At 68.7% G+C, this 20,825-nt stretch carries 17 protein-coding genes; 8 read left to right on the forward strand and 9 right to left on the reverse strand.

The window, feature by feature from the left end; translation table 11 throughout:
• Positions 1-254 precede the first annotated feature (254 nt).
• Together K3F48_RS18240 and K3F48_RS18245 are read left to right on the forward strand one after the other, a co-directional pair.
• Positions 255-1,463 carry a serine protease gene (locus tag K3F48_RS18240; protein WP_222576860.1) on the forward strand — a complete coding sequence of 403 codons (1,209 nt, stop codon included), beginning with the start codon at positions 255-257 and terminating at the stop codon, positions 1,461-1,463.
• Positions 1,464-1,724: 261 nt separating this feature from the next.
• Positions 1,725-2,987: a hypothetical protein gene (locus K3F48_RS18245; RefSeq protein ID WP_222576861.1), complete on the forward strand. Its 1,263-nt coding sequence runs from the start codon at positions 1,725-1,727 to the stop codon at positions 2,985-2,987.
• Between the two features lie 1,145 nt (positions 2,988-4,132).
• Here K3F48_RS18245 and K3F48_RS18250 read toward each other — a convergent pair.
• Positions 4,133-4,567, reverse strand: coding sequence for a heme-binding protein (locus tag K3F48_RS18250; RefSeq protein WP_222576862.1), 435 nt, complete (start codon positions 4,565-4,567; stop codon positions 4,133-4,135).
• Positions 4,568-4,780: 213 nt separating this feature from the next.
• Here K3F48_RS18250 and K3F48_RS18255 point away from each other — a divergent pair, with 213 nt between their 5' ends.
• From K3F48_RS18255 to K3F48_RS18265, 3 genes are all read left to right on the forward strand, one after another.
• Positions 4,781-5,167: a thioredoxin family protein gene (locus K3F48_RS18255; RefSeq protein ID WP_222576863.1), complete on the forward strand. Its 387-nt coding sequence runs from the start codon at positions 4,781-4,783 to the stop codon at positions 5,165-5,167.
• The gene (locus tag K3F48_RS18260) at positions 5,164-5,895 is read left to right on the forward strand and encodes a cytochrome c biogenesis CcdA family protein (RefSeq protein WP_222576864.1); all 732 of its coding nucleotides are present in this window, start codon (positions 5,164-5,166) and stop codon (positions 5,893-5,895) included. Before K3F48_RS18255 ends, K3F48_RS18260 begins: the two co-directional genes overlap by 4 nt.
• A gap of 114 nt (positions 5,896-6,009) precedes the next feature.
• Positions 6,010-8,247, forward strand: a complete 2,238-nt coding sequence (locus K3F48_RS18265; protein ID WP_222576865.1) for a ComEC/Rec2 family competence protein — start codon at positions 6,010-6,012, stop codon at positions 8,245-8,247.
• A 63-nt stretch (positions 8,248-8,310) separates the two neighbouring features.
• On the opposite strand, the gene K3F48_RS18270 is transcribed toward K3F48_RS18265, so the two are convergent.
• Positions 8,311-9,204 carry a DUF2865 domain-containing protein gene (locus tag K3F48_RS18270; protein WP_222576866.1) on the reverse strand — a complete coding sequence of 298 codons (894 nt, stop codon included), beginning with the start codon at positions 9,202-9,204 and terminating at the stop codon, positions 8,311-8,313.
• A gap of 102 nt (positions 9,205-9,306) precedes the next feature.
• Entirely contained in the window at positions 9,307-9,705 is a 399-nt protein-coding gene (locus tag K3F48_RS18275) for a response regulator (RefSeq protein WP_255609340.1), read from the reverse strand.
• Positions 9,706-10,081: 376 nt separating this feature from the next.
• Between K3F48_RS18275 and K3F48_RS18280 the strand changes: the two genes are divergently transcribed.
• Positions 10,082-11,410 carry a DEAD/DEAH box helicase gene (locus tag K3F48_RS18280; protein ID WP_222576868.1) on the forward strand — a complete coding sequence of 443 codons (1,329 nt, stop codon included), beginning with the start codon at positions 10,082-10,084 and terminating at the stop codon, positions 11,408-11,410.
• A gap of 172 nt (positions 11,411-11,582) precedes the next feature.
• On the opposite strand, the gene K3F48_RS18285 is transcribed toward K3F48_RS18280, so the two are convergent.
• The 4 genes from K3F48_RS18285 to K3F48_RS18300 all read right to left on the reverse strand — a co-directional run bounded on the left by K3F48_RS18285 (position 11,583) and on the right by K3F48_RS18300 (position 15,520).
• On the reverse strand, positions 11,583-11,963 hold the full coding sequence (locus K3F48_RS18285) for a DUF423 domain-containing protein (protein ID WP_222576869.1): 381 nt from the start codon (positions 11,961-11,963) through the stop codon (positions 11,583-11,585).
• Positions 11,964-12,186: 223 nt separating this feature from the next.
• Entirely contained in the window at positions 12,187-13,722 is a 1,536-nt protein-coding gene (locus K3F48_RS18290) for an undecaprenyl-phosphate glucose phosphotransferase (RefSeq protein ID WP_222576870.1), read from the reverse strand.
• Positions 13,723-13,734: 12 nt separating this feature from the next.
• Positions 13,735-14,949, reverse strand: a complete 1,215-nt coding sequence (locus K3F48_RS18295; RefSeq protein ID WP_222576871.1) for a glycosyltransferase family 4 protein — start codon at positions 14,947-14,949, stop codon at positions 13,735-13,737.
• 4 nt (positions 14,950-14,953) lie between these two features.
• On the reverse strand, positions 14,954-15,520 hold the full coding sequence (locus K3F48_RS18300; protein WP_222576872.1) for a polysaccharide biosynthesis/export family protein: 567 nt from the start codon (positions 15,518-15,520) through the stop codon (positions 14,954-14,956).
• 147 nt (positions 15,521-15,667) lie between these two features.
• On the opposite strand from K3F48_RS18300, the gene K3F48_RS18305 reads away from it, so the two are divergent.
• Positions 15,668-17,893, forward strand: coding sequence for a GumC family protein (locus K3F48_RS18305; protein WP_222576873.1), 2,226 nt, complete (start codon positions 15,668-15,670; stop codon positions 17,891-17,893).
• Here K3F48_RS18305 and K3F48_RS18310 read toward each other — a convergent pair.
• A complete protein-coding gene (locus tag K3F48_RS18310) occupies positions 17,871-19,025 on the reverse strand; it encodes a GNAT family N-acetyltransferase (protein ID WP_370631450.1) in 1,155 nt (384 codons plus the stop codon). The genes K3F48_RS18305 and K3F48_RS18310 overlap by 23 nt on opposite strands.
• A 116-nt stretch (positions 19,026-19,141) precedes the next feature.
• On the opposite strand from K3F48_RS18310, the gene K3F48_RS18315 reads away from it, so the two are divergent.
• Positions 19,142-20,197: a polysaccharide deacetylase family protein gene (locus tag K3F48_RS18315; RefSeq protein ID WP_222576875.1), complete on the forward strand. Its 1,056-nt coding sequence runs from the start codon at positions 19,142-19,144 to the stop codon at positions 20,195-20,197.
• A 3-nt stretch (positions 20,198-20,200) separates the two neighbouring features.
• Here K3F48_RS18315 and K3F48_RS18320 read toward each other — a convergent pair whose 3' ends face one another.
• A complete protein-coding gene (locus K3F48_RS18320; RefSeq protein WP_222576876.1) occupies positions 20,201-20,644 on the reverse strand; it encodes a hypothetical protein in 444 nt (147 codons plus the stop codon).
• Positions 20,645-20,825: the final 181 nt, after the last annotated feature.

Genomic DNA, 20,825 nt, shown 5'->3' on the forward strand with positions numbered 1-20,825 from the left:
GCCTGATCCTGCCGGCCAAAGCCGGAAATCCCAGTGTCCGCCTCGATCCAGCTACACCACGCTCTGGGACACGATCCGTCATCGAATTTGATGGGCTTCGAGAGCGAGCCTGAGAGGCTCGCCCTTTCACCCTGTCAAATCGGCTGAAGCATGCCACTAGAGAGTTTTCCGCATCGAAGTTCTTCGAGCGGGCCGCCTCGGGACGAATAGGTCGAGGCGGAGATTTCATCTCATTTTTTTCGGAGACGCCGACAATGACTGCTTTCCCTGGACGCCGTTTCGCCGTTTCGCGCATCGTCGTGATAGCGGTGCCGATCATCTGCGGCGATGCGCTCGCGCAGGCGTCCGCCGGCAAAGGGCCCGGGACGGCCGAAAGCCCGAAATCCTCGGCCCCGGCCGCGACGGGCAATCCGACTCCGCCTCGCGGCCCGTATCGGTCGGTCCTGCCGCTCGCCGCTCCGAAGATTTTCGAGGACGCCGAAAAGGCCGCGCCGAATTCCGTTCCGAGCGCAGAGCCGGCGCTCAAAGAGGAAAGCGAGTCGTCGCCCGGCGCCGCTCCCTCCGCCTATGGCGCATCCACCGCGCCCTACACCACGGCCCGCGTCGCGGTGCAGACTCTGGGCAATTCGACGACGGCGGCGAACACGCCCGTCGCCAGCTTTCCGTACCGCGCGACAGGAAAGCTGTATTTCAAGGTCGGCGCGGAGGTCGCCGTGTGCACGGCGTCGCTGGTGAAGCCCGGCGTGCTGATCACGGCGGCGCATTGCGTGTTCGATTTCGGCAAGGGCTCGAAGGGCTGGTACAGCGGCTGGGTCTGGTGTCCCGCCAACACGTCCGCCGACGGGGGCGCCTATGGCTGCTATAGCGCCGGGTCGGCCCGGACGTTCGCCACCTACATCGACGGAACCGATGTCTGCGCGCAGCGCGGCGTCGTCTGCAACGACGACATCGCGACGCTGCTCGTCGCGCCCAAGAACGGGGTTCTCGCCGGCAAGGTCCTCGGCTGGTACCGCCATGGCTGGAACGATCCCTCCTACAAGCCGTCGCCTCTGCTCGGGAATGTGACGGTCCTGCAGATCACGCAGCTCGGCTATTCGTCCGCGCTGGACGGCGGCTATCAGATGGAGCGCACGGACGCCGTCGGCTGGTATTACGCCTCGGGAAACCTCAAGAACACGCAGATCGGCTCGGCGCAGGCCGGCGGCTCCAGCGGCGGGCCCTGGCTGATCAATTTCGGCACGCCGCCGGTCTTCGACCCGGCCTCGTCGTCGCCCGGAGCCTCTTCGAGGCAATTTATCGTCGGCGTGACGAGCTATGGCTCGTCCAGCATCGACTTCAATCGCCAGGGCGCCTCTTATTTCGGGCGGAATTCCCAATACAACGAAACCTATGGCTCTTACGGATCCGGCAACATCGGCCGGCTGATGAGCGACACCTGCACCGCCAACCCCACCTACTGCTGACCGGCGCCGCAAAAAATCAATCCCGGCCGAGCGCTTCCCTTCTCCCGCGCGCGGGAGAAGGTGGCCCGGCGAAGCCGGGTCGGATGAGGGGAACCCCGCTTTACGCGAGCGCGCCCGGCGCCGCTGCCCCTCACCCGGCCGCTCCGCGGCCACCCTCTCCCTCTGGGAGAGGGACGCGCCCGTGCTTGCGAGAGTATTGCGGCAATCTCCATTGGCCCGGCGAGCGGACGAGCGGCTCGTTCATAACAGACAAGCGGCGACGTGCTGCAGCCAATCGCCGATTTGCGGGAACGTGTGCGTGAGCCTATCGATAACCAATGCAACGGCGCCGCATCCACCGCCTACTTTCGCGCCAGGGAGCGCGCGCTTGGCCCATCTCGTCAGCGCCGGGCCGACAGCGTCGCCCCATTTGCCCGCTTCTCTCACGACGCTCTTATCGGCATGGCTCGCGAACTTCTTTCCTGCGCGCTTCGCCGTGCCTGCGACACCGACCATCGGAGAAATTGCCGCTTCAGCAATCGCCTTGACCACATTCTCCATGCTCGTGACGAGGTCTTCCGCCAAGAGATCGGCGCCGGCCGCGATCGGATCGACGCACGTGGTTTCCGCATCGCGCTGCGCGGCGAGGCGGCTCGCCATCTCGCTCACGATCGACGCGATTTCCTGCTCGACGAATTCCGCGGCCTCCGTTTCGCGCAGAGCATCGGCGAATTCGGCGGCGATGCGCGGCGTCGCCTCGCGCTGCTCGGCGGTCAGCCGGTCCTTTTCGGCGTTGGCTTTGAATTCGCGCCATTTCGGAAACTGTCGCACGGTGCTATCGAAAGCGCGAGTCACCGCGAGATAATCGGCGGCGAGCGTGCTCGGCCATTCGGCGACGACGCTCGCGGCGTAAGCTTCGAGCTTTTCCTGCTCATGCGCGAGCCGGAACAATTGCTCCTGAGTCGGCCGTTTCGTCGGGATGCGGTCAACCAGACGACGCAGAGATGCGGTCGCCCGCCTGTCGATGTTCGATTCCGCTTCGAGGCTGTCGACGAGATCAGCGAATTGCTGCTTCAGCGCGCGCAGGGCGGCATTGAGCGCGCGCGCATCGAGATCGGCGCCGATCGGGCCGTTGCGGAGGCGGATTTTCCCGTCCGCGGCGATCGGCTCGATCGCGGCTGGCCTAGGTCGGGGAAGATTGGGTGTCTGGCGCAAGCCAGGAGGACGCACGATCTCTGCGTCGACCGAGTCTGCTATCTCAGCAATTTCCAGCATATTCTTTGTCGCGCTTTTTGTCAGCCGCGCGATTGCCTGCGCAAGCAGCGCATTCTGCTCGGCGGGGTCTTTCTCTCGCGGGTCGACCGGAAGCGTCGCGAAAAGAAGCTCGATCTCCTCGGACAATTCCTCTCCCACGAGGCGCCGTTGGTACCAGTCGAGCCACGGCCGCCAATGTTCCTCCGCGACGAGCGAGCGCCAGCGCGTCCAATGTTTTTTCGCCCAGTCGGGCGCGCCCTGCGGCCAGAGAGGATCGCCCGAGATTTCTGACGCCGACCGGCCCTCTTCGAGCGCGTCGACGTCGGCAGACAATGAACGCCAAAACGAGCGATCGGCGTCGAAGCGGCTGGTCACGCCAGCGGCATGATCGGCGGCTTCGCTGGCGCCCTCGGACGGGACGTGGACAACTCCGACGAGGCGAGCGGCGTAGCCGGCGGCGTCTCCGGCGAACCAGTTTTGTTCGGAGCCAAAATTACCGGCGACTTTGGCTGATTTAGAGGCTTTGGCCACCGGGAGGCCATCAGCGTGGGTCGGATATCTGCCTGCCGCCCGAGCCAAAGCCGTGGCCCAAAACAATGCTAGCGCCAATCGTTCATACTGAGGCGAAATCGAATGTGGGCCTGCGTCGCCGAACTGACCCACCGATGGCAGCATGCGAAGCGTCGCTCGTGCTGCGATGACTATGGCGGCCTGCCGCTGCCGTTGGACCGGCAGAGCGTCGATCCATCTTTGCAGGCTTGTCCCGCTGTTAATCGGTGGCTCGCCGCTCACATCCAATCCAGTCACGAAAGTCCTCCACTCTCACGCGAGCATGGCGTCGAGTCCACGGTTGCGCAAGGCTGAGTCGAGGACGCCCAACCCTGGCCACAGATTCCCCAGTGAATTGCACAGCATTGCGCGAGAGGCGTTCGAAGTTGAGATGCGCGAAGCGCACCGCCTGCGGCGGTGTCCAGTCAATGGCGGCGTGCCGCCGGTGTTCCTGAGCGCCGCGCTCCCTTGACACTCACAAGAAAATATTCCTATACTCCGTCACCCTCGCCGAACGGCAAGGGCTTCGCCCGGGCCGCGGGGCCGGCGAGGGGGCGGTTTTCGAGAGACGCGGGACGGCTGCCCCCGTCGGCGCGCTCGATCGCTCCTCCGCCGGTCCGGCTTCTCCTTCGTGCGGAGGGCCTTTGGAGACAAAGGCGAAAGCCGGCCTGAATGTCCGAGAGTCGCGCGGGGATAGATTACCCGAGAGGCGGAAAACAACCCTGGCTCCGGAGGCGGTGTAAAATAACAGGCGGACCGCGTCCGGGACCTCGCGTCTTCCGAATGCGCTTTTTCACAAAGGCCGTGGCCAACGGAGGCCGCGGCGGTCCTGGACGACCTTGTCCACCCGCTCGCGACGGCGCGGCGGGGCGCCCGCGCGTGTCTTCTCAGGTGCGCCAGGGATGCGCCGGCAGATCGCTGACGCCGACCACTGCGACGCCGGCCTCCGCGACCGCATGGTCGTTCTCGACCGAGCTGCCGCTCACGCCGATCGCGCCGATGAGCACGCCGTTCTCGTCGACGATGGGCAGGCCGCCGGGAAAGGTGATGAGCCCCTGGTTCGAATGCTCGATGCCATAGAGCGGGCCGCCCGGTTGCGACAGCTTGCCGATCTCGCCGGTCGGCATGCCGAAGAAGACGGCGGTCTTCGCCTTCTTGATGGCGATGTCGATGCTGCCGACCCAGGCGTCGTCCATGCGATGGAAGGCCTTCAGATCGGCGCCGGAATCGACGACGGCGATGCACATTTTGGTGCCGAGCTCGGCGGCGCGCTGGCGCGCGGCGGCGATGGCGGCGTCCGCCGCGGCGATGTCGACATGCATGGTGGAGCCTTCTTTCGGCAGGAGGGACAGGGGCGGGGTCGGCCATCAGATGGCGGGAGCGAGGCTTGGTTTCAAGTCGCGCGCCCCCTGCGCATTTCGACGCGGCCGCGCGTAACGCTTCGGCTCCGGCGCGCGAAGATGAGGAGGGAGCGGCCCGCCGCCGCTTCGCCGGCGGTCCGCCGCCGGACGCAGACGCCAATTGAGGACTTCGCCATGCGCTCTCGCCACACTCTCGCCTTCGCCGCCATCGCCGCGCTGATCTCCGCGCCGCTCTCCGCCGCCGAGCGTCACGCCTATTCGGCGAAGGCGTTCGACGCCGCGCAGGCGGCGGGCGGGCCGATCCTCGTCGAGGTTCACGCGCCCTGGTGCCCGACCTGCAAGGCGCAGTCGGCCGTGCTGGAAAAGCTGGAGGCGCAGGAGAAATTCGCCGGACTGCAGGTCTTCACTGTCGATTTCGACAGCCAGAAGGACGCGCTGGCCCGCTTTCGCGCACGCATGCAGAGCACGCTGATCGCTTATCACGGCAAGGACGAGAAGGGCCGCTCCACCGGCGAGACGGGCGAGGCGGCGATCGCCGCCCTTCTGGACAGGACGCAATGAGCGCGGCCGATCTCGCCGGGCCCGGCCTCGCCTTCGTGGCGGGGCTGCTGTCGGTGCTCTCGCCCTGCGTGCTGCCGCTGCTGCCGATCATTCTCGGCGCGGCGGCGAGCGAGCACAGGCTGGGGCCCGCGGCGCTCGCCGGCGGCGTCGCTTCGTCCTTCGTCGCCATTGGCCTCGTCGTCGCGATGCTCGGCTTCGGCGCCGGCATAGACGGCGACAGCTTCCGCTTCGGCGCGGCGCTGCTGATGATCGTCATCGGCGTCGTGCTCGCCGTGCCGGCTCTACAGGCGCGGCTCGCGGCCGCCGGCGGCCCAATCAGCGATTTCGTCGAGCGCCGCTTCGGCGGCTTCTCCACGCACGGGCTCGAGGGGCAGTTCGCGTTGGGGCTGCTGCTCGGCGCGGTGTGGAGCCCCTGCGTCGGGCCGACGCTCGGCGCCGCCTCGGCGCTCGCCGCGCAGGGGCGCGACCTCGGCGAGGTCGGCGTCACCATGGCGCTGTTCGGCCTCGGCGCCGGGGCGCCGCTGATCGCGCTCGGCGCGCTGTCGCGACGCGCCTCGATGAGCTGGCGCGAGCGGCTGATGGCCGGCGGCAAATGGGCCAAGACCGCGCTCGGCGTCGCGCTCGCCTCGATCGGCCTCGCCGTCGCGACGCATCTCGACAAGCCGCTCGAGGCCGCCCTCGTCGCCGCTTCGCCCGAGTGGCTGACGCGGCTGACGACGGCGTTCTGATCCATCGGGAACGCAGCCGGGCGAGGGAGCGCGATCCACGCCTCTATCCCCTATCCCCGGTCGCCGCGATCGGTCTAGCATGAGCGCGCTTGTATCGCGTTATCTGGAGTTGCGGTGGCGGGTCGGGGCGCGAGGGCGGCGGGCGCGGCCGAGCGGGCGAGGGAAGCGGCGCTGCCTGCCCTCTCCGGCGCGCGCGCGGCGTTCATCTGCGCCTTCCGCGCGGCTGTCGAGCGCGAGATCGCGCTGCGGCGGCCGTTCCTGTGGCTGCCGGTCGCGGCGGGCGCCGGCGCGCTGCTCTATTTCGCCGCCGACCGCGAGCCCTCCCTCGCCGTTGCGGCGGGCGCCTTCGCCGTCGTCGCCGCGCTCGCCGCGCTGCTGCGCGGCCATCGCGCCGCGCGCGCGCTGTGTCTCGCGCTCGCGTGCCTCTCGGGCGGATTCGTCTCGGCGGCGTGGCGCGCCGCGCGCGTCGACGCGCCCATCGTTCCGCGCGCGGGCGTCGGCTTCCTCACCGGCTTCGTCGAGGAGCTCGATCCGCGCCCCGCCGGCGCGCGCTTCATATTGCGCGTCGCAAGCGCCGAGGGCCTGCCCGGCGACGCGCGGCCGCGGCGCGTGCGGCTGACGACGCGTGGCGATGCGAAATTCGCCGCCGGCGATTTCGTCGCGCTGAAAGCGCGCGTGCTGCCGCCCGCCCATGCGGCGCTCCCCGGCGGCTATGATTTCGCGCGCGACGCTTATTTCGCCGGTCTCGGCGGAGTGGGCAACGCGCTCGGCCGCATCGAGATCATGCCGCCGCCCGATCCGCCGCCGCTGTCGCTGCGATTTTTCGCCGGCGTCGATCGTCTGCGCAATGATCTCGCGCGGCGAGTCTACGACGGACTCGGCGGCGACACCGGCGCCATCGCCGCGGCGATGGTGACCGGCAAGCGCGATTTTCTCGGCGAGGAGGCCAAGGAGTTGATCCGCCGCGCCGGCATCTTCCACATCATCACCATCTCCGGCGTGCAGATGACGCTGGTCGCCGGAATTTTTTTCGTCGGCCTGCGCCGGCTGCTGGCGCTGTCGCGCACATTGGCGCTGAACTATCCGATCAAGAAATGGTCGGCCGCGCTCGCCATTCTCGGCGCGATCTTCTACGACATCGCCACCGGCTCGCGCGTCGGCACCGAGCGCGCGCTCGTCATGACCTCGGTGATGCTGATCGCCATCCTGTTCGATCGGCCGTCGCTGTCGATGCGCAATCTCGCCTTCGCGGTGTTTTTCGTCATCGCCGTCGAGCCGGAGGCGCTGCTCGGCGCGAGCTTTCAACTGTCCTTCGCGGCGGTCGCGGCGCTCGTCGCCGTTTATGAGGCGCGCGGCGCGATGGTCCAGCGGCGCCGCGAGCCGTCGGTCTCGACGTCGCGCCCGCGCGCCGACCCTCGGCGCGAGACTCTCGCGGAGCTGCTGCTGCGCGGGCCGGGCGCGCCATTGTTCGCGACCTTCTGCGCGACATCGGCGACGGCTTCGTTCATGGCGGGCAATTTTCACGAGCTCAGCCCCTATGTGCTGATCGGCAATCCGCTGACGCTCGCGATCATCGAATTTTTCGCCGTGCCGGCGGCGCTGTTCGGCGCCATGCTCTATCCGCTCGGGCTCGACGCGCCGGTCTGGGCCTATCTCGGCTTCGGCATCGATCTCGTCACGCGCATGGCAGGGGTCATCGCCGCCGCGCCCGGCGCCAGCCTGCCGGTGCGGAGCTTCGCGCCCTTCGCCCTCGCGTTTCTCGCGCTCGCCGTGCTGTCGCTGGTGATCTGGCGCAGCTGGCTGCTGCGCGCCACCGCCATTCCCTTCGCCGCGATCGGCCTCTATGGCGCGGCCAATGGCGACGGCTTCGACATGGCCGTCGCGCCGTCGGGCGAAGCCGCGGCGGTGCGGCGGCCGAGCGGCGAGCTGGCGCTGGTCGGGCGCGGCAAGCTGTCGTTCATCGGCGAGCAATGGCTGCGCGCCGACGCCGATCCGCGCGCGCCGGCCGACGCCAAGGGCGTCGCCTGCGACGAATTGGGCTGCGTGACGACGACCGTGGACGGGCGCAGGGTCGCGCTGCTGCTCGACCGTCGCGCGCTGATCGAGGATTGCGCGCGCGTGGCGATCGTGGTCGCGCCGTTCGATGCGCCCGCCGGCTGCGGCGCGGCGATCGTCCTCGACCGTCGCAAGCTCGCCGAGACCGGCGCCGTGACGCTCCGCTTCGAGGCGGGCGGCGTCGTCTGGCGCATGGCGCGCGGGCCGAACGAGGACCGGCCTTGGTCGCGGGCGCCGCAGCGGCGGCCGCATGCGGGCGCGGCCGGCTCCGAAGAGGAGGATGCGCGCATTGATTAGAACGCTTTCCGATCGAACGGAATCGTTCGATCGATCAGAATTCGCTCTAGCGATGCGTCGAACTCACCGGCGGCGGCGGCGGCCGCTTCCGCTCTGGCTGCGGTGTTCGCTCGGCGCGCCGGCGGCGCGGCGCTCGGGGGCGCGTCCGCGCATTGCCGCGCGATCGAGCGCGGCGAGCTTGCGGCGCATGCCCGCCGGCACGTCGGGCGTTTGCGACAGCGGGCGGAAGTCCGCATCCGTGTAAGGAAAGCGCCCGGCGCCGCGGAAAATCCGGACGCCGCGATCGGTCATCACCGCGTCGCCGCGGCGCAGCGTCGGGTCTCGATACAGCGCGTTGGTCGGAGCTTGCGCAGCCTCGGACTGGCAGGCGCAGCTCGGGTCCTTCTCCGTATCCGCGCGCCGGCGCAGCGAGGCGGCCAGGCGCGCATAAGAGCCGCGGCCGTGCGCGGCGACGGCGTCCTCGATCTTGTCGGAGCCTGTCGGCAGGACGAACAAGCTCGTGCTGGCGCCGGGGCAGAGGCTGCTGCAGGCGCGCTGGTGGCTCGCCGTGTCGGCCGAGCCCGTGTAGACGCCGACCGGAAAGAAATAGCCGTCGCAATCGCGCACGCAGTAGGATTGCAGCCCGCCCGGCGGCGCGGCGACGGCGTTGCGCTCTTGCGTCTGAGGCAGGGCGTGGCGCGGGCGCTGCGGCTCGACGGGAGAAGCGGCCGCCGGCGCGATCCGAGCGGCGCGCCGCCATTGACGCAGAGCGTGACGCGGCGCATGGCGCGCGCGGGCCTCGCGCAAGCGTGGCTGATTCTGCTGTGCGAACGAGCCGAACAGCTCCTGGAAAAAATCTTGGGCGAGAGCGCCCGAGAGGTCGCCGGCCGCGCAGGTCGCGGCGAGGACGATGACGGCGACGAGGACCACCCCGCGCCGGAGGGGGCCGGCCGGCGCTCGCAACACACGCGAAAGCATGACGCACCTACGCTGACGCGCCCGGGCGGATGCGCCTGGGCGAGGGAACACCCTCATACATGGCGCAGTCGCGCATTCGGCAACCCGGGCGAGGCCCTTTGGTTACGCCTTTGCCGATCGTCGCAGCGCGCAGCGCAGCGCGTCGATCACCTCGTCGGCGTAGAAGGGCTTCTCGATCATCGCCCGGGAGGCGTGCGCCTCCGGCAGGCCGGCGCGGCCATAGCCGGTGGTGAAGATGAACGGACAGTCGCGGCCGGCCAGCAGCTCGGCGACCGGGTCGACGCGCTCCGGGCCGACGCTCACGTCGAGCAGAGCCACGTCGATCTGCTCGCTGGCGGCGAGATGCAGCGCCGAGGCCACGGTGCGCGCCGCGCCGACGATGACGCAGCCATGCTCCCGCAGCATATCCTCGAGCGCGGACGAGATGAACGGATCGTCCTCGACGACGAGGACGCGGCGGCCCGCGAGGGCGTCGGCCGCCTGCCCGCGCCGATCGTCCATCGCGATCGCGTTGCGTCGTTCCCTCGTCCCGGCCATCGCCGTCATCGTGGGGCCGAATGCGGCGCCTGTCCAGGTGCGGGCGGGTGCGTGCAGAAACGCAAGCGCCTCCGCGTAGAAGCCGCGCTCGCGCGACCTGCGCCGCCGATCGGTCGCGGCCGCTCGGCCGATTTGACAAAGCTCGGCGCTCGCTCTATCAGCAGCATCGCTGCATTGCGGCATGAGATGCTCCGGTCGCGTAGATCGATCCCGTGGGTCGAGGTTCTGTCGAGCACATCCTTTTCAAGCGGACAGCCTGATACGCGGGGCGAGTCTCCCTCTCAACGTCGAATCTCCGTGGGCGAACCGCGTCGGATTCGATCCAATCGAAAGACGACACGTGACAAAATTCTCCGATCTCGGCCTCGCCGAGGTCATTCTGCGCGCGCTCGCGCAAGAAGGTTATGTTGCTCCCACGCCTATTCAGGCGCAAGCGATCCCCCCGCTCATGCAGGGCCGCGATCTGCTCGGCATCGCCCAGACCGGAACCGGCAAGACGGCGGCTTTCGCCCTGCCGATCCTGCACCGCCTGATCGCCGAACGGCGTCGTCCCGCGCCGCAGACGACGAGCGCCCTGGTCCTCGCGCCGACGCGCGAGCTCGCCGCGCAGATCGCCGACAGCTTTCGCGCCTATGGCCGCTTCGCGCGCTTCAATGTCGGCGTCATCGTCGGCGGCGTCTCGCATGGGCCGCAGATCAAAATGCTCGCGGGCGGTCTCGACGTGCTGGTCGCGACGCCGGGGCGCCTGCTCGATCACATCGGGAGCGGCGCGCTGCGGCTCGACACGACGCGGACGATCGTGCTCGACGAGGCCGATCACATGCTCGATCTCGGCTTTCTCGCGCCGATCCGCAAGATCGTCTCGCGCCTGCCGAAGAGCCGGCAGAACCTGTTCTTCTCGGCGACCATGCCCAAGGAGATCGCGTCTCTCGCCGACGATATGCTGAATGATCCGGTCTGCGTGCAGGTCACGCCGGCGGCGACGACGGCCGAGCGCGTCGACCAGCGCGTGCTGCTGGTGGATGGCGCGGCCAAGCGCGACGTGCTGGTCGAGCTCTTCGCCGATCCGGCGCTCGCCTGCGCGATCGTCTTCACGCGCACCAAGCGCGGCGCGGATCGCGTCTCGCAGCATCTCGAGGCGCATGGCGTGGGCTCCGCCGCGATCCACGGCAACAAGAGCCAGAATCAGCGCCTGCGCGCGCTCGATGATTTTCGTCGCGGCCGCACGCGCGCTCTCGTCGCCACCGACATCGCCGCGCGCGGCATCGACATCGACGGCGTGACTCACGTCGTGAACTTCGAGCTGCCGGAGACGCCCGAGGCCTATGTGCATCGCATCGGCCGCACGGCGCGCGCCGGCGCCGGCGGCGCCGCCATCTCGCTCTGCGACAATAGCGAGCGGCCGCTGCTGCGGGCGATCGAGAAATCGACCAGGCAGTCGCTGCCGGTCATCGACCGGCGCAGCGCGCAGCCGGCGCAGGAGGAGCGGGCGCCGCGGCGCGCGCCGCAAGAGCATCGCCGCCCGCATGAGCGCCCGGAAGGGAGCCGCAAGCCCGCCGGCCGCGCGCAGCCGCATGGCAAGCCGGCCGCCGGCGCGCGTCCCGCAAAGCCGTCCGGCGCGAGCCGCCCGCAAAACAGCGGCGCGAAATCCTCCGGCCGGCGGCCCTAGAGCATTCTTTAGTTTGAGCGAATTCTGATCGATCGAACGATTCCGTTCGATCGGAAAGCGCTCTAATCCAGTTTCGCGAACCTTCGATGAAACGCCGAATCTGCTCCCTCTCCCGCGAAGCGGGGGAGGGCTGGGGAGGGAGCGTCGAGCGGGCTCGCGCGCCGGGCCGACGCTATCGGTCGGCGCGAATAGCGGCGACGAGCGCGAACACTGCGAGCGCGGCCCAGCTGGCGATGAGCAGCGATCCGCCGATCGGCGCCGCGTAGGGAAAGAGCCGCGTCCCCGCAAAGGCCCGGACGGCGAGGTCGCCGGAGAACAACGCCGCTCCGGCGAGCATCGCGAAGCTTGCCCCGAGCAGCCAGCGCGAAAAAGCTCCGGCCGTCGCCGTGACGGCGGCGAGCGCGAGGCCGGCGGCGGCATGAATCAGCAGGAAGCGGCTCGCAGTGTCGAGCAGCGGGCTCGCCTCCACGTGCGCGGCGGCGGCCGACAGAACGACGCCGGCGGCGCCTTCCAGCGCCGCGAGCAGAATGACGATATATGTCGAGCGGAGCATGGGGCGAAGCCTCTCGCTGAGCGGCGCGGCCGCTTGTCGATCTCATACGGTTTCCGGATGATCGGTTCGCGATCGATCAGGTCAAAAAGAACAGCCCCCTCATCTTGAGAGGCACCGAAGGGGCCGTCTCGAAGGACGAGGGCGCTGGTTTGCCGCGATGCGCTGATCGACCGGAAACCGTATCAATGCAGGAAGAGCTTCAAGGCGACTGCCGACGATTCGTTCAATAGGCGTTCTCCGCCTTCACGAGCGCGAGCGGCGTCAGCGCGAGTATATAGATGTCGAGCAGGATCGACCAGTTCTCGATGTAGTAGAGATCGCATTCGACGCGCTTCTGAATTTTCTCCGGCGTGTCGGTCTCGCCGCGCCAGCCGTTGATCTGCGCCCAGCCGGTGAGGCCGGGCTTCACGCGGTGGCGCGCGAAATAGCCGTCGACGACCTCGTCATAGAGGTGCTCGGCGGCGCGCGCCTGCACGGCGTGCGGGCGCGGCCCGACCAGCGAGAGATTGCCCTTGAACACCACATTGAACAGCTGCGGCAATTCGTCGAGCGAGGTCTTGCGGATGAAGCGCCCGACGCGCGTCACCCGCGGATCGCCGCGCGTCACCTGCCTGGCCGCGGCCGGATCGAGCTGATCGACATACATCGAGCGGAACTTGTAGACCTCGATCTTCTCGTTGTTGAAGCCGTGGCGATCCTGCCGGAACAGGATCGGCCCGCGCGAGTCGAGCTTCACGGCGAGCGCCACCGCCGCCATCACCGGCGCGAGCAGCACGAGGCAGATGGTCCCGACGATCTTGTCGAAGGCCGTCTTGATCAGCACGTCCCAATCGGCGATCGGCTTGTCGAACACGTCGAGCACCGGCACATTGCCGATGTAGGAATATGAGCGCGGCCGGAAGCGCAGCTTGTTGGTGTGGGCGGCGAGGCGAATATCGACCGGCAGCACCCACAGCTTGCGCAGCATCTGCAGCAGCCGCTCCTCGGCCGAGATCGGCAGCGTGAAGATCACCAGATCGAGACGTGTGTGGCGCGCGAATTCGACGAGATCGTCGATTCCGCCGAGCTTGGGATAGCCGGCGAGGACGTCCGGCGAGCGGCTGTCGCCGCGGTCGTCGAATATGCCGAGGATGCGCAGATCGCTGTCCTGCTGCGCGGCGGCGAGGTCGCGCAGAACGGGCTCGGCGGCGGGCCCGCCGCCAACGATGACGGTGCGCCGGTCGAGCCGGCCCTGCTGCGTCAGCGCGCGCACCAGCGCGGAGACGGCGAAGCGCTCGGCGGCGAGCAGGCCGAGCCCCGTCGCATACCAGCCGGCGAGCCACACGCGCGACAGCGCATTGTCGAGCTTCAAAAAGAAGATGGCCGCGAGCGCCGCGAGAAAGACGCAGGTCCAGCCGCAGACGAGTCGGGCGCCATGGCTGATCGGCGCGCGGAACGCCTGCGTCGTGTAGAGCCCGAGCGCCTGCAGCGCGATGACGGCGAGCAGCGCCATGCCGGGAATCACGATGAAATATTCGACGCGATATCCCCAGGTCGGCGCGACATGCAGATAATGCACGCCGAAGCCGGCCGCGACGATGAGCAGAAATTCGAGGAGGCGCACGAGGCCGGACAGAACAATCGGCGAATAGGCGCGCGTCGGCGTCGTATCGGCGGCGATCTCGGCGAGGAGCGCGGCGCTGCGTTGCGAGGGCCGGGCCGCCGGGGCGCCGCCGGCGTTATCGACCGATTTCATGTCGCGCAACGCGAAAGCGCACATTTTCTCCTCCATTCAAGCTTTCTGCGGCGTTGCGGCCGGCATGGCGCGGCATCGGCGGCTCGCCGCCGCGAGCGCGTCGCGATAGCCGCGCAGCACCGATTCCGTCATCGTCTCGAGACTGAACATTTCGGCGACGCGCGCCGCGAGCGCGTCGCAATCTTTCCTCAGCGCCTGCGGCTCTGCGCTGCGCGTGCGGATCATGGCGTCCGCCAGCGCCGACGGATCGTCGCGTCGGACGAGCCTTTCAGCGTGAGGGCCGAATATTTCCGGAATGCCGCCGACGCGCGTCGCGATCAGCGGCGCGCCGGCGGCGATCGCCTCGAGCACGATGTAGGGAAGAGATTCGGCGCGGCTCGGCACGATCAATATGCGTCCGAGGCGCAGCGCCTCGCGCGCCGGCGTCGGCGGAAGGAAGGACAATTGCGCCAACACGCCGCGCCGCTCGCCGAGCGCGCGCAGAGCGGCTTCATCCGGCCCCGAGCCGACGAGCGCGAGGCGCGGCGTTGCGCCGCATCTCGCGCCGACCAGCGCGAGCGCCTCGATCAGAGTGTCGACGCCCTTGCAGCGGCGCCACTCGCCGACATAGAGAAAATCGGCGGCGTCGGCGGCGGGCGCGACCGGCGCGAATTCGTCCGGCCGCAATCCGTTGAGCACGACGCGCGAGAGCGCGCGCGAGAAGCCGACCGTCTCGCCGAAGCGCGCCTGCGCGAAGGCGCTCTCGAACGGGATGAAGTCGGTCACGCGCTCGAGCGCTGTCTCGACGGCGAGATAGAGCCGATGCGCGAGAGTGTCCGGATCATAGTGCAGACTGCCGCCATGCGGCGTGTAGACGCGGATCAACGGACGCCGCGGCGCCGGAAAAAAGGGGAGCAGAGCCGGCAGACGCGCATAGAGGCCGCCCTTGGCTCCATGGCCATGCGCGACGTTGGGCGCCAGCCGGCGCAGGACCGATGCGACGCGGCAAGCGATATGAACGTCGCTCCAATGCGGCTCCCGCCGCATGCCGATGCGCGTGACGCCGAGCGCGAGAGCCGGCTCGAGACGGCGCAGCACGCTCTCCGCGCGCTCGCCGCCCGTGGTCGAATCGACGATCAGCCCGACCGCATGGCCGCGCGCGGCCTGCTCGCCGGCGAGATCGACGACATGGCGGAACAGGCCGCCGATCGGCGCGCGCATCACATGCACGATGCGCAGGGCGTCCTCGGCCGTGTCGCGCTGCGCCGCCATCGCGTCAGAATATCCGCTCGCGCACGGTGATCGTATCGCCGGGGCGCACGGTCTGCAGCAGCGGCACGCGGCCCGTCACCGACACGCCGCCCATGTCGCGGGTCAAATCCACCGCGTCCTGATAGCCGCGCGGGCTGAAGCCGCCGGCGATGGCGATCGCCTTCTGCGCGGTCAGCCCGTCGACATAGGGATATTGGCCGGCGCTGATCACCTCTCCGAGCACATAGAAGGGCCGAAAGGCTTCGACCTCCACCGAGACATGCGGGTCGCGGACGAAGCCGTTGCGCAGCCGCGCGGCGATGTCGTGCTGGAGCTCCTGCGTGTTTCGCCCGGCGGCGGGAACCAAGCCGACGAGCGGCATGGAGATATGGCCCGAGCCGTCGACCGTGTAGCTGTTCGACAGAGCGTCCTGCCCGAAGACGATCACCCGCAGCCGATCGCCGGCGCCGAGCAGATAAGGCTCGTCCGGCGCGGTCGCCAGCAGTTCCGGGACATAGGCGCCGGGCAGGGCGCAGCCGGTCATTGTCGCGCTCATGATCAGCGAAAGAAGGAGGAAGCCATATCTCGGCATTTCGAACCTTGATCTCGAGTAACGGCTTATCACCGTCGTCGGCGGGCGCATTTTTAGGCGGTTATGGTTAACAAAGATTGATCGCGCGATTAACCGGGCGGAAACCATGCGCTCGCTATCAATCGTCTCACGGACGGGGAGACGAGGATGAGCGCCGGCGATTCGCGGGACGTGGAGCCGATGGCTCAGGGCGAGATCGATCTGGGGCAGATCGCTTCGGCGCTGTCGCGCCATCGGCGCATCGTGATCGGCGTGACGCTCGCGGCCCTGGTCGGCGCGCTTTTGTTCGTCAATCTCGTCAAGCCGCGCTACACGGCCGAGGCGCGCGTCCTGCTCGAGAATCAGGAGAGCTATCTCACGCGCTCGGACAAGGGCGAGCGCTCCGATTCCGCCATGGCGCCCGACGCCGAGGCGGTGCAGAGTCAAATCCAGCTGCTCACCTCGCGCGATCTCGCGCGCCGCGCGCTGAAGTCGCTCGAGCTCGAGGGCAATGTGGAATTCGATCCGCTCGCCGGCGGCCCGGGCCTCCTGACGCGCATCGGCGTGGCGCTCGGCGTGTTGCGCGATCCCTCGCGGCTCTCGCCCGAGGAGCGGATGCTCGACGCCTATTTCGAGCGGCTGACCATTCTCTCGCCGACCAAGACGCGCGTGCTGCAGATCGAATTCTCCTCGCGCGATCCCGATCTCGCGGCGCGCGCCGCCAACGCCATCGCCGCGACCTACATCGACATGCAGCGCGAGGCCAAGCGCGAAAACGCGCGCGCGGCGGCTCGGGCCCTGAGCCCGCTGGTCGCCGACCTGCGCGTGCGCGTCGCCGAGGCGGAAGGAAAGGTCGAGGAGTTCCGCATCAAATCCGGCCTGCTCGCCGGCAGCAACAATGTGTCGATCGCCACGCAGCAGCTCGGCGACCTCACCAATCAGCTCTCGCTGTCGCGCACGTCCGAGGCGGACGCCGAGGCCAAGGCGAGGCTGGTGCGCGAGATGCTGCGCCAGAACCGCGTCGGCGAGATTCCCGACGTCGCCAATAATGAGATGATTCGGCGCATCGGCGAGCAGCGCGTGGCGCTGCGCGCGCAGCTCGCGCTCGAATCGCGCACGCTGCTGCCGGCGCATCCGCGCATAAAGGAGCTGAACGCGCAGCTCGCCGATCTCGAGGGCGATCTGCGCCGCGCCGCCGAGCGCACGGCGCGGACGCTGGAGAACGAGTCGCATATCGCCGCCGCGCGCGTCGAAAATCTCACGCGGGTGATGGAGCGGCAGAAGAAGATCGCGGGACAGGCGGGCGCCGAGGAGGTGCAGCTGCGCGAGCTCGAGCGCGCCGCCCATGTGCTGAAAGAGCAGTTCGAGGCGGATTCGGCCAAATATCAGGAAGCGCTGGCGCGTGAGGGCGCGAAATCCTCGCCCGCCGACGCGCGCGTCATTCAGGCCGCCGTGGCGCCGCCCAATCCGTCATTTCCGAAGAAGCTGCCGATCACGGCTTTCGCCGCCATCGCTGCTTTCGTGCTCTCGGCCGGAGGCGTCGTCGCCGCCGAGCTGCTGACCGGGCGTCCGCGTCTTTCCACGAGCCGCACGCCGCCCGCTGTCCGGGCAGCGCGCGTCGAGCCGACCTCGATGACGGAAGCGGATCGCGACGCGAGGGATGAGCAGCGGAGCGAGGAAGAAGATTCAGAGGACGACGAAGACGACGACGTGATCGACGACGACGCCGTGGATCGGCCGACTCTCTTTCGCCGCGCCGCCCTTCGTGTCGCATCTGGCGACGCGGACCCGATGTCGGAGCAGGATGAGCAGAGCGAACGCGCCGAGGCGCGGATCGAGGATATGAGAGAGGTCGTCGGCCGCATCACGGCCGGCGACGACCAGGCCTCGGTCGCCGTGCTGCTCGTCGGCTGCGCCGATGCGCGCGGCAGCTGCAGAACCGCGGCGGCGCTGGCTCGCTCGCTGGCTCGGCGCGGCGCGGCCATTCTGGTCTGCGTCGACGACGACGACGAATATGACGGTCTCGTCGCCGGCGAAGATCCGGAGCCGCCGCTCGGCTTCGCCGATCTCGTCGCGCGCGAGACGACATTCGCCAGCGCGATTCACAAGGACGCCGCCTCGCGCCTGCATGTGATGCCGGGCGGCTGCGCCGACGCGCGTTTCGACGAAGATGCGTCCTGGGTGCTGGAGGCGCTGTCGCGCGCCTATGATTTCGTCGTCGTCGCGACGCGCCGCTACGAGCGCGCCGTGGAGCTCGCGCCCTCCTTCGATCTCCTGTTGGTCAGCGGTGGCGACAAGGTCGCCGAGCTCGTTCGCGATGAGCTCGAGCAGGCGGGCGTCGACGACGTCGTGCTGCTCGAGGATGATGCGCTCACGAGCGCGACGGCGGCCTGACTCGGCCGAATGCGCCGCGCAGACGCACGGCCCGACGGAACATCCAGGGGGTCTGCTTGATCTGGCGCTTGGCGCGCGTCGCCGCGACGAAGAGCGGCGCGGCGACAACGCCGAGCGGGCTCGCCGGGACGATCGTGTCGACCAGCGCGATGGTCTCGTCACAGACCGCATTCTTGTAGCGCCCTTCTCCGACGCCGAGATCGAAGCGCGTGAAGCCACGCGCGACGAGATCGCGCATCAGCGCATGCAGCAGCAGATCGCCGGGCGACGAGCGCGCGATCTCTTCCTCCGAATCGAAAGAGTTGAGCATCGCCGAGAAGCCGCGCTCATGCGGCAGCCCCGCATAGGCGGCGATGATCCGGCCGTCGAGGGTCAGCGCATGAGCTTCGAGCGCGCCCGTCTCGACGAGACGAAGAACGAAATCGCGCATGTCCGTCCGCTCGAAGGAGGCGTCGACGCCGCGCAGCCGCTCGGCCTTCTGCGCGAGCAGCGTCTTCACGATGTCTCGCGCACGATGTCCCGTCGCGACATGCTCGAAGACGACGGCGCCGAGCGTCTCGAGCCGCGTCTTCTTCTTGCGCAGCTTCTTGCGCGCATCACCCGTGAGCCGCGCATCGAGATCGGCGGCGCGAGCGGGCAGGGCGGTCGCATGCGCCGAGCTCGGACTGGGAGAGGAGCCGGGAAGAGCGAGCGGATTTGCGGCGCCGGCGCAGGATCGCGGCTGATTGCGCAAGAGGAAGAGATCGACGCTCTGCGGCGCCGCCCGTGCGGCGCGGCGCAGCAGCAAGCGCATGTCGCCGAGCGCGGCGTCGCGGGCGATCAGCCCGCAATTGAGATTGCTCTCTCTGCCGCCGATGAAGCGCGCGACGCCGAGCGGACCGACGCGCCCGAACGCGAGCGGCAGCAGGGCGACGGCTCGTCCGCCGCTCGCCCGGGCGACGACGATCATCGGCGCGAGGCCCTGCGCGCGGCCGAGCGTCTCCATCCAGACATTGCAGAAATCATAGGATTGGTAGGCGCTCGCCGGAGCGCGGGCGAAGAGATCGTCCCAATCGGCGCGCGCATCCTCGAGCCGTGTCAGCACATCCAGAGCGACGGGCGCCTCCTCGACCTCGCCCGCGAGATCTCCCACGCCGCAATCGATTGCATTTACCATGACTCGACGGTCCCGTTGCCGATCCGCTGCTTTGGTTCAAGCTATCAGGCAAAGGTCAACGAGAGCTGTAGAGCGCGAGAGGAGAGACCGCCATGGCCAACTGGCGCCGGCTGGCCATCGATGCAGGCATGGCTTTCTTTCGGGCGAGCGGCGCCCATCGCCTCGCCGAGCCTTTTACGCGCGGCGTCGGGGTCATATTGACGTTTCACAACGTGCGGCCTCGGCGCGACGACGCTTTCGAGCCGAACGGGTCGATCGAGATCACGCCGCAATTCTTCGACGGCGTGCTGACGCATTTGCGGCGGCGAGGGATCGAGATCATCTCGCTCGACGATGCGCTCGCGCGTCTGCGGGAGCCTGAAGCCGATCGCACGCCTTTTGCCGTGCTCAGCTTCGACGATGGCTATCGCAATCTCGTCGCGCATGCGCTGCCTGTTCTCGAGCGTCACGAGGCGCCCTTCATCGCCTATGTGACGGCCGGTTTCGCCGATGGCGCCGCGCGACTTTGGTGGGTCGAGCTCGAGGAGGCGATTCGGCGGCTCGATCGCATCGACATCGTCGCCGGCGGTCTGCGCGTTGCGCGCGGAACGGCGACGGCGGCGGAGAAGCAGGCGGCGTTCTGCGATATTTACGCTCGGCTCGAAGCCGGCGCGGACGAGGAGCGTCTCGACGTCATCGCCGCGCTCGCGGCGCAGGCGACGCTCGAGGCGGGTGCGCTGACGCGCGAGCTCTGTCTCGGATGGAGCGAGCTGCGCGCGCTCGCGCGTCACCCGCTGGCGACCATCGGCGCGCACACGCTGACGCATCCGCGGCTCGCGCGGCTCGCGCGCGCGCCGGCCGTCATGGAGATGGCAACGAGCCGCAAGCGCCTGGCCGACGAGCTCGGCGTCGCCGCGAGGCATTTTTGCTATCCCTATGGAGGCCGCGCAGCGGCCGGCGCGCGCGAGTTCGAGCTCGCTGCCGCGATCGGCTTCGAGAGCGCGGTGACGACGCGGCCGGGCATGATCTTCCCGGCCCATCGCGAGCGCTTGCTCGCCCTGCCGCGGCTCTCCGTCAACGGCAATTATCAGAGCGTGGAGGCGCTCGACATTCTGCTGTCGGGCGCGCCCTTCGCCTTGATGAACGCCGGCCGCCGGGTCGCCGCTTGACGGTCAGCGCCCCCAGCCGAAGCGCTGACGCAGATCCCGCCACATCTGCGCGAGGGTGCGCTTCTGCGACAGCGCGCGGGCGCGCGACGCCACGGCGCCGGGCGTGATCGCGCCGGAATAGTTGCAATCGCAGAAGAGATGATGCGCTTCGCGCATCGACAGGCCGAAGAACTCGATCGCGTCGCCGAGGCGGTCGCCGGCGAGGCCCTGCTCGCGGAACTGCGGATCGCGATAGGCGATCGAGAGAGGCGACTCGTCCTGACGCAGCTTCACGCGCTCGCGCACCGGAACATATTCCATCATGGAGAATAGGCGGATGCGTCCGGAATGCGCCGAGAGGATCTGCGCGAGCCGCTCCAGCCGCGCGCGCCGCGGCGACTCTTCCTTGTTCGCGACGGGCTCGATCGCCGCAATTTTCGTCACTTCTTCCAGAGTTCTGTGCTTCATCACGCCCTCCGTCGCCAATGGGCCGCTCCGCCCGAAACTTCCGGCCCCAATTCCTTTGAACACGCTTCCCCCGGATTGGTTCCGGGGCTTTTTCATGCGTCCGCTCGGGCTCGGCCGTGCGGAGCGCAGATGCTCCCGCGTTGTCGGTTACACGCTTGTCGCGGCGTGCGCTTCGACTATT

Source organism: Methylosinus sp. Sm6 (genome assembly GCF_019802345.1).
Classification (GTDB): Bacteria; Pseudomonadota; Alphaproteobacteria; order Rhizobiales; family Beijerinckiaceae; genus Methylosinus.

Coding starts and splice junctions, on each gene's coding strand:
- K3F48_RS18240 (WP_222576860.1), top strand. CDS start 255: ATGACTGCTTTCCCTGGACGCCGTTTCGCCGTTTCGCGCATCGTCGTG.
- K3F48_RS18250 (WP_222576862.1), bottom strand. CDS start 4,567: ATGCATGTCGACATCGCCGCGGCGGACGCCGCCATCGCCGCCGCGCGC.
- K3F48_RS18255 (WP_222576863.1), top strand. CDS start 4,781: ATGCGCTCTCGCCACACTCTCGCCTTCGCCGCCATCGCCGCGCTGATC.
- K3F48_RS18260 (WP_222576864.1), top strand. CDS start 5,164: ATGAGCGCGGCCGATCTCGCCGGGCCCGGCCTCGCCTTCGTGGCGGGG.
- K3F48_RS18270 (WP_222576866.1), bottom strand. CDS start 9,204: ATGCTTTCGCGTGTGTTGCGAGCGCCGGCCGGCCCCCTCCGGCGCGGG.
- K3F48_RS18275 (WP_255609340.1), bottom strand. CDS start 9,705: ATGGACGATCGGCGCGGGCAGGCGGCCGACGCCCTCGCGGGCCGCCGC.
- K3F48_RS18285 (WP_222576869.1), bottom strand. CDS start 11,963: ATGCTCCGCTCGACATATATCGTCATTCTGCTCGCGGCGCTGGAAGGC.
- K3F48_RS18290 (WP_222576870.1), bottom strand. CDS start 13,722: ATGTGCGCTTTCGCGTTGCGCGACATGAAATCGGTCGATAACGCCGGC.
- K3F48_RS18295 (WP_222576871.1), bottom strand. CDS start 14,949: ATGGCGGCGCAGCGCGACACGGCCGAGGACGCCCTGCGCATCGTGCAT.
- K3F48_RS18300 (WP_222576872.1), bottom strand. CDS start 15,520: ATGCCGAGATATGGCTTCCTCCTTCTTTCGCTGATCATGAGCGCGACA.
- K3F48_RS18305 (WP_222576873.1), top strand. CDS start 15,668: ATGAGCGCCGGCGATTCGCGGGACGTGGAGCCGATGGCTCAGGGCGAG.
- K3F48_RS18315 (WP_222576875.1), top strand. CDS start 19,142: ATGGCCAACTGGCGCCGGCTGGCCATCGATGCAGGCATGGCTTTCTTT.
- K3F48_RS18320 (WP_222576876.1), bottom strand. CDS start 20,644: ATGAAGCACAGAACTCTGGAAGAAGTGACGAAAATTGCGGCGATCGAG.